At 51.2% G+C, this 11,819-nt stretch carries 7 protein-coding genes; 1 reads left to right on the top strand and 6 read right to left on the bottom strand.

The features are described from left to right. Nucleotides 1–25 precede the first annotated feature (25 nt). The 4 genes from WH298_RS06645 to WH298_RS06660 all read right to left on the bottom strand — a co-directional run bounded on the left by WH298_RS06645 (nt 26) and on the right by WH298_RS06660 (nt 7,698). Nucleotides 26–3,229: an Ig-like domain-containing protein gene (locus WH298_RS06645; RefSeq protein ID WP_180822508.1), complete on the bottom strand. Its 3,204-nt coding sequence runs from the start codon at nt 3,227–3,229 to the stop codon at nt 26–28. Nucleotides 3,230–3,439: 210 nt separating this feature from the next. Further along, on the bottom strand, nt 3,440–4,318 hold the full coding sequence (locus WH298_RS06650; protein WP_180822509.1) for an OmpA family protein: 879 nt from the start codon (nt 4,316–4,318) through the stop codon (nt 3,440–3,442). 54 nt (nt 4,319–4,372) lie between these two features. Further along, nucleotides 4,373–6,580, bottom strand: a complete 2,208-nt coding sequence (locus WH298_RS06655) for an Ig-like domain-containing protein (protein WP_238344417.1) — start codon at nt 6,578–6,580, stop codon at nt 4,373–4,375. Between the two features lie 218 nt (nt 6,581–6,798). Continuing rightward, a complete protein-coding gene (locus tag WH298_RS06660) occupies nt 6,799–7,698 on the bottom strand; it encodes a LysR substrate-binding domain-containing protein (RefSeq protein WP_180822510.1) in 900 nt (299 codons plus the stop codon). A 94-nt stretch (nt 7,699–7,792) separates the two neighbouring features. Here WH298_RS06660 and WH298_RS06665 point away from each other — a divergent pair, with 94 nt between their 5' ends. Then, a complete protein-coding gene (locus tag WH298_RS06665; protein ID WP_180822511.1) occupies nt 7,793–9,265 on the top strand; it encodes a tetratricopeptide repeat protein in 1,473 nt (490 codons plus the stop codon). Between the two features lie 29 nt (nt 9,266–9,294). On the opposite strand, the gene parE is transcribed toward WH298_RS06665, so the two are convergent. After that, the gene (gene parE, locus WH298_RS06670) at nt 9,295–11,190 is read right to left on the bottom strand and encodes a DNA topoisomerase IV subunit B (protein ID WP_009127691.1); all 1,896 of its coding nucleotides are present in this window, start codon (nt 11,188–11,190) and stop codon (nt 9,295–9,297) included. Nucleotides 11,191–11,236: 46 nt separating this feature from the next. Continuing rightward, a complete protein-coding gene (gene yqiA, locus WH298_RS06675) occupies nt 11,237–11,818 on the bottom strand; it encodes an esterase YqiA (RefSeq protein ID WP_009127689.1) in 582 nt (193 codons plus the stop codon). Between the last annotated feature and the right edge of the window lies 1 nt (nt 11,819).

Consider the following 11,819-nt stretch of genomic DNA (forward strand, 5'->3'; position numbering starts at 1 on the left):
TTTTTGTTTAGCAGCTAATCAGAGATTAGTGCTGTTGCTCCTGGTTCAGGTTGTGCTGTACCAGCACTTCCGCATCACCACCGTTGTTCTGGTAAACGTCATACTCAACGCCTGCCACGGTTACGGTGCCGTTCGCCTGGCTCCAGTTATTCACATCTTCACCTTTCGGCAGGATGTCTTCCAGCGTCACTTCCTTACCGGCTTTCTCTGCTACCACCATCTGCGTTTTGCCGTTGTCGATGAACAGTGAATCATTGCTGTTAGCAATAATGTCGTTCAGTGACATGTGCATCAGATCTTCTTCTTCCAGTTCATTGATGCTAGCTGGAACAGGTTTTGGTCTCTCTGGCGGAGTGATATCGACTTTAACCTTAAAGTCTGCATCAATCGCCAACTCGTTACCCGCTTTATCAAAGAAGCTTGCGGTAAAGTGGTACCAAGCCTCAGGCAGTTCCTCCGTATCCAGCCTCCACACCCCGTTCTCTACCGTGGTACTGCCGATGATGTTGGTACGTTCCTGATCACCATAAACGATTACCACGTCACCATCGGTACCGGTACCGCGCATGATCAAGGTCTGGTCATTGACTTCACCAGGTCCAGCCGTCGCATCCCTTTCTACAGGCAGCTTAGTAACTGGATCTAATTTATTGTCAGCATGAACGCTGTCAAAGGTACCTGAGGTCGGTATTGAGGTATCGACAATGAAATCAGCTACATCAACGATTTCGCCACGTTTACCTGAGCCACTCACTGGCTGCACTTTGATGCTATGAGCAGTTTCTGCAAGCTGTGGCAGCTCAAATGACCACTCACCGTTTTCAACGTTGGCACGACCGATTTCATCTTCACCATCGTAAATGATGACCTGTGTGCCATCCTGACCTTTACCCGTCAGAACAGGCTTGTCATCGTCGGTCTCAGTACCATTTTCGATCGGACCGGTAATCAAGCCAACGTTATCGGTCAGAACCAAATCGGTTAATGCACCTGGCTCTTTGGTATCAATAATCAACTGAATCGGATCCGATTTATCAGATTCATTACCCACTGGATCGGTGATGACAACGATAACTTCGTAATCACCATCAGGGATTGGCTCTTCTGGACGAATGGTCCATTCGCCACCTTCACCGACGATGGTAGAACCAATGACCGTGTCATTACCGTCTTCATCGCGAATGATGATTTTTACGATATCGTCTTTGTCAGCATCCTCTCCACCAAACTCAGGACGGCTATCGTCAATCGGTTCACCCGGCGCAACAATCGAGCCTGCGTTGTCACCTTCGTGATCGATGATGGTCGGTTCAGAAGGCTTCGCTGGTGGTGTGGTATCAACCACGATATTCACCGGATCAGAATCGCCGGAGCTCTTGCCCGTTTCTGGATCTACAACGCGAACCACTAACTGATGGGGGCCGTCTTCAAACTTATCATCCTCAGGGATTTCAAACTCCCACTCGCCGTTTTCAACGACCGTTGAGCCAATAGGTTTGCCGTTATCAGAGATAATGATGATTTCACCATCATTACCCTTACCACGCAGAACCGGGGTTGCATCGCCGGTGGCGTCACCGTCGTTAATGACGACATCGGCTGGACCGTTATTGGCAATCACTTCGTCAATTTGCGTTGGTGGCAGCATTTTTGAATCAACTACCAGCTGGAAATTATCGGAGCCAGCGGACTCGGTACCGCCTTTCGACACCGCATCAATACGCAGGTTGTGGGTACCGTCGTCCTGATCTGGCAGGACGATTTCCCACCGGCCTTGCTGGTCAACGATGGTGCTGGCAATGACTTTATCACCTTCCCAGATACGCACTGTGGAACCTGCTGTGCCTGCGCCTGACATAATTGGCGTTTTGTCATCAGTGGCCTTACCGGATTCCACCAGTCCTACAGTTCCCTCATCATCCCAAACCTTTTCCACTTTCGGCACAACCGGTATTGAGGTATCTAATTTGATAACGAAGTTATCGGATTTAGGGCTCATGCGATCGTGGCGATCTTTATACTCCGCAGTAAATGCATGCGTGTCACCATCCAGTTCTGGCGTGGTGAAGGTCCAGCGGCCATCTGCGCCTACGGTCAAGGAGCCAATGGGAGCACTTGAGTTGATATCGTAGATATAAACTGTCGAGCCTGGCGCAGCCACGCCGCTGATGGTTGGGGTTGTGTCATTGGTGTAGTGACCTGATGTCAGCCAATCCGTTGCACCGTTATCATCAATCACGCGCATAATTTGCGGTTTTTCTGGTAAAGAGCTGTCGATCACATAGATCTGTTGCAACGGCTCACCCCAGTTATCGCCCAGATCGCAGTAGCGCACCTGATAGACATAAATGCCGTCCGGCAGCTCCGGGAATCCGTTGAAACTCCATTTGCCCTCAGCGTCAGCATAGAAAGTGTGAGCATAATCACCAATGGCGACCTGCACCTTGACGAATGGCTCAGCTGTTCCTTCATACTTTAATGCACCAGTGCTTGAATAAGTGCGTGGTGTGGTAAGGGAATCCTTGCTCTCTTCAAAAGTGCCCACTCCAGCAGTCTCGTTTGCGACTTCAGAGGCTTCAGCCACTCCCTTTTCAGCAAAGACCACAGCGCCACCGCTGATCGTCATATTGAATGGGGTTGACTTGACGCTGGTATTGGTAGCCGCATCCTGCGAAGTGACGGTCAGGATATGGTCGCCATCGCCCAGTTCAGGAGTGATGGTCCATGCACCCATTTTGTCTGCACGCGCTTCGCCAATCGGCGTGGTGCCGTCTTTATCATAGAGATAAACCATGGATTCCGGCTCAGCCACACCCGAGATGACAGGTTTACGTTCATCACTGGTTTGGCCCGGCGTCAGGTTACCCATATCGCTACCGGTATTGTCCACAACACGCCAAATCTCAGGCGCTGCAGGTGGGGTGTTGTCAATGTTTAAAATGTACAGCAAAGGGTCGCCATCGTTACCGCCGGCATCAAAGGTTCGCACCTGAATAACGTGTTCACCTTCCGCCCATTTACCACTTTCCCATGCTAACGTTGGATCATAGCTCCACTTACCATCGGCACCCAGCTCAATGGTCTTGGAGTAACCATCAATGACGATTTCAGCCGTGCCATAGGGCTCGCCGGTTAACTGATCTTCCCATTTGTAAGCGGAGTTTTTAGTATTAATAATAATCGCTGGATATTCCGGCGGTGGGGCATCGTTAATAATATGTTTCGTCATGATTACATTCCTTTTAAGATGTGGTTATCGGACTCCGGATTTCCCTCCGGAACGAAATGATCTTCTCCTGATTAGCGCAATTCGTTACACAGGACATGTCTCAAATCCCGAACGTTAATAATTTCACAATCAGAAATTAATACTTAAAATAAATGGCCTCCAAATAATACCGGAAGGCCTTTAGTTAATAATAAGAAAATAACAAGCGTGTTATTTGTTTTCTACACTGATAATAACGCGACGCTCACTTGCATAGCAGGCGACCAGCTCTTTACGTGTCCCCTGACACTGTTTAGATACCTGGCTTTCTCCCATACTTTGAGAAGAAATATTGGCACTGGACAGGCCATTATTGACCAGTAATTTCTTAATCGCATCAGCACGACGCTGGCCCAATTTCATGTTGCTCTCTTCATCACCAATAGGATCGGTGAAACCAGAAACAACGATATGCGCCTGCATGTTGGATTGCTGCTTCAGCATGGCAGTAAATTGTTGAATAGCCCTGCGGCCTTCATCGGAAATATCATCACTGTTGGCGCTGGCAAATTTAAACAGCAGGTCGGATGAAAATGTATAGTTATCATAAGACTGTGTTGTGCCTTGCTGACAAGCAACAACCGATGAAGCACGGGACAATAAATGCGTTTGCTGGCGGGTACCAACCAATTGCTGCTGCGCGTCTGTGGTACTGGTCACTAATGGACGACCCGATCCATCCAGGCTCGCGCGAATATAGTAGGTTTTTCCGGCTGCCAGGTTATCGCGCCACGGTTGCTGCTGCTTGCCCTGATACGATGGCGCATCATTGGTAAAACTTCCCAGCGAATGCACGCCTGGATTTAAACAGAAAGTACTGTATCCACCGGCAAGCAGTGAGGTCTGGAATTCACCATCCACATAAATATTTGCCGGTGAATTACTTACAGCATCTGCTGGACGATAATAAACAATCCGTACTTGATCAGCCGCTGCGGCAGGCATTGAACGCCAGGTCTGACCAAAATTATTTTGGGCTTGTACATTGCATACCGTCATTACTGACAATGAAGCAAATGCAGCCAATATCATCATAGATTTATTTTTCATAATAACTCCGGAAAACAGGTATCAAAGGATACCTGTTTCTCTTTATCTCAATAATTAGTCGTGTGATATCTGATCAAGGAGCTCATTCATTTGATGAGCACTATTATTCGCTGAACTATTCGCAGCCAATACACCCGAGTCACTATTTCCGCTGGCATCAGCGCTGAACGAAATATCATTTAGCAACATTGCTTTCAAATCGTGAAGTAGAACACTCTCTTCCTGCTGATCGCTAAACAGAGAATGACCTTGATCTGACAGCAAATCGGATAAGCCTAATTCATCAAAATCGGCACCATCAATTTTAGGGATTGGTCGCGGCGGCGGCGTAATATCGATTTCAAAATCAAAAACAGGTGTTTTTGCGGTTACGACGCCATCAGCATCCTTGAAAGCGGCCTCAAGCTTGTACTTATCTTCAGCCAGTTCCGGGAAGGTAAAACTCCATTTACCATCAGCACCTATAGTCGTGGAGTAGTAGGTGTGGCCTTTAGAACCGGTAACCCACAGATAAACGGTATCCCCTGCAACTCCCTTACCTTCAATAATTGGCGTGGTGTCATTAGAGATATGATTACCTACCAAGAATTTCGTGCCTGCTGGATTATTATCTTTGAACAGGGCCTCAATGCTACCGGTTACGGGCACGTTCGGATCGGGGATCACTTCACCCGGATTTACGGGACCTTCCGGATCTTTAATATCGATAATGACTTTATCAGACAGCTCAGATTCGTTACCGGCGGGATCCTTTACGATAATCTGGAATTCATGCTCGCCGTTATCAATAGGTTTTTCTGGAGTGAAAGTCCATGAGCCGTCATCGCCAACAATGGTGCTACCAATTGGCTTGCCGTTATCGATGATGGTGATGATTTCACCCTTCTCACCTTCACCGCCAAAGGTAGGCGTTCTGTCTTCCGTTTCGTTGCCATTCTCGATGGGCTTACCATCGTCATCGCTGATTTTACCGATGCCTTTATTTTCTGGGGCAGTGGTATCAATCTCAACAATATACGGGTCCGATGGTCGGCCTTTATTACCTACTTCATCAACCACCACAGCGCTGAAATCATGCTTGCCTTCGGATAACTCCGGGCTGATAAATTTCCAGTTACCTTCACTGTCGGTTTTCGCCGTACCTACCAACTTGCCATCTTTCCAGATTTCGACGGTAGAGCCCTTTTCAGCTTTGCCAGACAAAACGGGCGTTTTGTCATTGGTCACGCCACCGTTGCTAATCTCTTTCGCTGGATTAGCGCTATCGTCGAGCATCTTATCGATGGTGCCGTGATTGGGTGCGGTCAGATCAACGATAAATTTCCACGCTTCGCTTTTCTCACTTACCACGCCCTTTTCATTACGTTCACGCGTAGTGATGCTGTGCTCGCCAGCGCCCAGCGCCGTGCCTGGCGTAAATGACCAGGTGCCGTCTGCACCGACGGTCGTTTCACCAATTTTCTTCTCGCCATCCCAAATCTCGATGACATTACCTTTAGAACCCGTACCGTTAAGCGTTGGAGTCACATCATCCGTTCTGCCACCTTTGGCGATTGGACCTGTGATGCTGCCTACGTCATCGAATAGCCCTTTCACGACCGGAACATGTACGTCTCTGCCGCCGCTACCGCCGCCGCCTTGTCCGTTATCACCGCCGCCGTTACCGCTGTTACCGCCGTTATTGCTGTCCTGGTACTGCTCTTTCGCCGCCACATAGCCAAGGCCAGCCGCCGCCGCAATGGCAGCTAAACCACCCAGCGCAATCAGCGCAGGTGACCATTCAAAGCCGGAGGCCAGATCAAAGCCGCCTGCGGTATCAACATAAGCTCCTTCGCCTAAGGCCAGCGAGCTGGTTTCGCCATCAGCCAACGCGACAGCATCATGATCGGAATCGCCATCGGTAGCGACGTACTCATGCATTTCGCCATCTTCGGCTTTACCGACCAGTGCGCCAGATTTGGCAAAAAAGTCTTCGATAATCAGATCGGGATCGTTAGCGTCAGAGCCTTCCAGCATCACTAACAGATTCTTTCCTACGCGCTTGACGGTAATGTTTTCTGGCGCAACACCGTCATTATTTTGGGTCAGCAAATATTTGCCATTAGTAATGGCCTGGACTTTTGCCGCCTTGCCATCTTTGCCGGTACGTAATACTTCGGCCTTGGTTATTGTTTTTTTATCAATAACAGCAACACTCACGGGCGAAACGTTCATGGTTAATCCCTTCCGTACATTAAATTTTGATTGCTCGATTGCGGACAAGCGCAGCAATCTCCCTGGCTTAACCCACGGATGTGGGCTCAAAGTGAGCGTCATAATCCGGAAAGAGAGATTTCCGAGACATAAGAAACGTCCCGTTAAGAAATAAATAATTCCAAACGTTGCCCAAAAAGGGATTAACTCATTAACTAATTGAATTAATGGTTATTTAATGAAAATACCGGAGAATAAACATGGTGAGGGATGAGTCAGGAAGAGGACTAAAGCAGATGGTTTTCCTGAATTTTTTCGCGCAAAAAATCCAGAAAACAGGTAATGCGGGAGGTGAGAGATTGGTTGCGGTAATACACAGCGTGGATGGGTAAGCGCAGTTCGCGAGTGTCATCGGGTAGAACCTGCACCAGGCGGCCACTGACACGATCTTCGCGGCTGACAAAATCAGATAAGCGCACAATGCCTTGTCCGGCTAACGCCAGCTGGCGCAGCGTCTCGCCACTGGATGCGGAAAGCGTTGGCTTGATGCGCAAGAATTCACCTTCACGCTGCCACACCGGCCAGACGTTATGGGCATCAAGTTGACTGAAACCCAGCAGTTGATGATTTGCCAGCGCCGCAACATCTTCAGGGACACCAAACTTTTCCAGATAGCTGGGACTGGCTAATAGGCGGATGGCGCTGCTGCCGAGCACACGCGCACGTAGGGTTGAATCTCGCAGTTCGCCGATGCGGATGGCGATGTCGGTTTGCTGTTCCAGCAGATCGATCACAATGTCATCCGTGTTCAGTTCCAGCTGAATCTGCGGATAGCGCTGGCGGAACTCCGCTACCAGCGGAACAATCACGTGCAGCGTGAAAGGCGTATTAGCGTTGACGCGCAGCCGTCCTGAAGGAATATCCCGACGCTGGGCGATGTGCTCTTCTGCCTGCTCAACGGAAGCCAGAATCTGCCGCGCATGGTCGAGAAAAATCAGCCCTTCTTCGGTGAGCGCCAGACGTCTGGTGGTGCGATGCATGAGCGTGGTTTGCAGCTTGCCTTCCAGACGACTCAACGCACGGCTGATACCGGAGCTGGTTTGCTCTAACTGTTCCGCTGCCGCAGTGATCGAACCGGTATCTACCACCGCCACCCATGCGCGTAACTCTTCCAGCGTGATTTTCACTCTTCCATCTCCCTGAGAACAAGACCTGTCTTAGCGCCTGAGCAGCAACTTTTGCCGTAGATTACGCCACTTTCACCAGCGGCAGGATAACATAATGCGCCATAAACCTCGGATGAGTAACGAGCTACGTCAGCAGCAGGCAGTAACTCAGCTGCTGCAGCAAGGACGACAGGATGAAGCCTGGCGCAAGATCCGTGCGCACCTGACGCTGGTACCTTACGATAGCTGGTTTCTGCATGAGGCCGCACGTCTGGCGCGACGCAACGGTGAACTGGAGCTGGCGCAGCGCTACTATCAGCGCGCGTTAAAAGTGACGCCGCAGGATGCCGGATTACTGAATGGCTTAGGTTTAACCCACTATGACGCTGGGCGTTTCTCTGAAGCAGAATCCTGTTACCAGGCTGCGCTTAAGGCACATACCCATTACGCTGCCTGTCACAATAACTACGCCATTCTGCTGCATAAACAGCATCGTTATCACGCCGCACTCGCACAATATCGCCTGGCGCTACATATCAAGCCGGATTATACCAAAGCCCGCTACGGCATGAGCACCTTGCTGGCGCATATGGGCCAGCTGCCGGAAGCCGAAAGTCTGATGCAGCAGGTGCTGCGTGAACGACGCAGCGATCGCCGCTGCCGTAATGCGCTTGGCATGGTGCAGCTGCAACAGGGCAATTTTTCCGCCGGCTGGCGCAATTATCAGGCTCGTTACGCGTTAGATAATCCCGATCGTTTCTTTTCCTTACCTACGCTGCCGTTTCCTTACTGGCAGGGCGAAGATCTGCGCGGTAAAACCCTGCTGGTGCGCACCGAGCAAGGACTGGGAGATGAGATTCAGTTCTGTCGTTTTCTCTCACGGGTGAAAACGGAAAAGCAGGCTGACAAGGTGCTTATGCTGGGCAGTAACGCCCTCAAACCCTTGATGGCGACGCTAGCACATGTTGATGGTTATCTGGTTAGGGAAGATAAACAGCATTCACTGCCCAAAGTCGATTATTGGTGCTCGCTGTTAGATTTACCGCAGCACTTCCTCGACTCGCCACAGCCTTTTGGCGCCGAACATCCCTATTTGTTCAGCTCAACTGAGCAGCAGGAACAGTGGCCGATTGCAGGAACTGGCAAAAAAATCGGTGTCGTGTGGAAAGGATCGAGCGGACATAAAAATGATATCCAGCGCTCGCTTGCACACTTGTCACAGCTTGCGCCGTTGTTTGATCTGCCGAATACGCATTGGATTAGCCTGCAAAAAGGCGCGGGCGAGGAGGAGGTTATTGATTTCCCGCAGGTGCAACCTTATGGCGCTCGCTTCTCCAATTATCAGGATACCGCTGCGGTCATTTCACAGCTGGATCTGGTCATTGGGGTGGATACCTCGGTGATTCATCTGGCGGGTGCGCTGGGCAAACCTTGCTGGGTATTGCTACCGGCATGGGCTCGCGACTGGCGCTGGTTGGCGGGTCGCGAGGATTCACCGTGGTACCCGCAGATGCGACTGTTTGCCCGTGGGCAGGATGAAGAGTGGAGCGACGTGATCGCACGCGTAAAACACGCCTTACAGCCATAAAATCAGGGACGCCTTGGCGTCCCTGATTTTTACACTTCGAGGTCGGCTAAGTCGCCTTTCTCTTGCAGCCAGTTACGGCGATCTTCCGAACGTTTCTTCGCCAGCAGCATATCCATCACACGCAGCGTTTGATCGACATCCTCGTCACTGACCGTGAGCTGGACCAGACGACGCGTGTTGGGATCGAGCGTGGTTTCGCGCAGTTGCAGCGGGTTCATCTCACCCAAACCTTTAAAGCGCTGCACATTAGGCTTACCTTTCTTGCGCTTGAGCTGATCCAGCACGCCCTCTTTCTCATCTTCATCCAGCGCGTAATAGACTTCTTTGCCGAGATCGATGCGGTAGAGCGGCGGCATCGCTACGTAGACATGGCCGTGCTGCACCAGCGAGCGGAAATGCTTCACAAACAGCGCGCACAACAAAGTGGCAATGTGCAGACCATCGGAATCCGCATCCGCCAGAATACAGATCTTGCCATAACGCAGCTGACTCAAATCTTCGCTATCGGGATCGATACCGATCGCCACTGAAATATCATGCACTTCCTGCGAGGCCAGCACTTCGTCTGAAGAGACCTCCCAGGTATTGAGGATCTTACCTTTGAGCGGCATGATCGCCTGATATTCGCGATCGCGCGCCTGCTTGGCCGATCCGCCTGCAGAATCCCCTTCGACGAGGAACAGTTCAGTTTTGTTCAGATCCTGCGCGGTACAGTCAGCCAGCTTGCCAGGCAATGCCGGCCCGCTGGTGAGCTTTTTACGCACCACTTTCTTGGCGGCACGCATACGACGCTGGGCGCTAGAGATCGCCAGCTCGGCCAGCATTTCAGCAGCCTGCACATTCTGGTTCAGCCACAGGCTGAAGGCATCTTTTACTACGGCTGAGACGAACGCCGCACACTGACGCGATGACAAGCGCTCTTTGGTCTGACCGGCAAATTGTGGATCCTGCATCTTCACCGACAGCACGTACGCACAGCGATCCCAGATATCTTCCGCCGAGAGCTTCACGCCACGCGGCAGAATGTTGCGGAATTCACAGAACTCGCGCATTGCATCCAGCAATCCCTGACGCAGGCCGTTGACGTGCGTGCCGCCTTGCATGGTCGGGATCAGGTTGACGTAGCTTTCCGTCAGCAGCTCACCGCCTTCCGGCAGCCACAGCAGCGCCCAATCCACCGCTTCAACGTCACCGGCAAAGCTGCCAACGAAGGGTTTTTCTGGCAGCGTCGGCAAGCCGTCGATGGCTTCGCAGAGATAATCTGTCAGGCCATCCTGATACATCCACGTTTGTTCGGTGTCGTTGACCTTGTCTTTAAAGACAATTTCTACGCCCGGGCAGAGTACTGCTTTCGCTTTTAACAGGTGTGATAAACGGGAAACCGAAAAACGCGGACTATCAAAGAAGCTTTCATCCGGCCAGAAGTGCACGCTGGTGCCGGTGTTACGCTTTCCGACGGTGCCGGTTACGGTAAGATCCTGCACTTTATCGCCGTTTTCAAAGGCGATCTGATAAATTTCGCCGTTACGGCGCACGGTCACTTCTACGCGCTTTGATAAGGCATTAACCACCGAGATCCCCACGCCGTGCAGGCCGCCCGAGAACTGATAGTTTTTGTTGGAGAATTTACCACCCGCATGCAGGCGACAAAGAATCAGCTCAACCGCAGGCACGCCCTCTTCAGGATGGATATCCACCGGCATACCACGACCGTCATCAATAACTTCCAGCGACTGATCGGCATGAAGAATCACTTCCACGCGTTTGGCGTGACCGGCCAGCGCCTCATCGACGCTGTTATCGATCACTTCCTGGCCCAAATGGTTTGGGCGCGTGGTATCGGTGTACATCCCCGGACGACGACGCACCGGTTCAAGGCCGGTCAGGACCTCAATGGCATCGGCATTATAGCTTGATTGGCTCATCGTATATGTCTGATTGGCAATAGGAAAATGGCCCCATCTCACAGCGTTACTGAGGATTTAATCCCAGAAAATCAACTATTTGTGCGAAATGGCGTTCGAATCCGATATAGGCATGATTGCCGCCCTCTTCAACCGTCTGGCGGCATGCGCTGTAATACTCCAGCGCCTGGCGATAGTCGAGTATTTCATCGCCGGTTTGTTGCAGCAGCCAAAGTAAATCGGGCGCTTCGAGAGGGTCAATCTGCATCACTTTCAGATCGTAAATGTGGCGAGACTCTAACACATATTGCTGGCCGGTGTAGGGATTACGATTTTCTCCCAGGTAATCCACCAGCAGCTCAAACGGCCGCACGGCGGGATTCACCACCACCGCCGGCAACATAAAACATTGCGACAGCCAGGTGGCAAAATAGCCACCGAGCGACGATCCCACCAGACCAAGGGGTTCACCCGCATATTGCATGACCAACTCTTCCAGCATACTGGCGGCTTCAGCCGGGAAGGTCGGTAATTGTGGCACCATGACATGAATATGCGGATGCTGTTCGCTAAGCCATTGCTGCAGCTGCGTGGCTTTCGCCGATTGCGGAGAACTGTTGAAGCCGTGCAGATAAATCAGTGCCGCCATG

Origin of the sequence: Pantoea nemavictus (genome assembly GCF_037479095.1) — a bacterium.
In the GTDB taxonomy this organism is placed as follows: domain Bacteria; phylum Pseudomonadota; class Gammaproteobacteria; order Enterobacterales; family Enterobacteriaceae; genus Pantoea; species Pantoea nemavictus.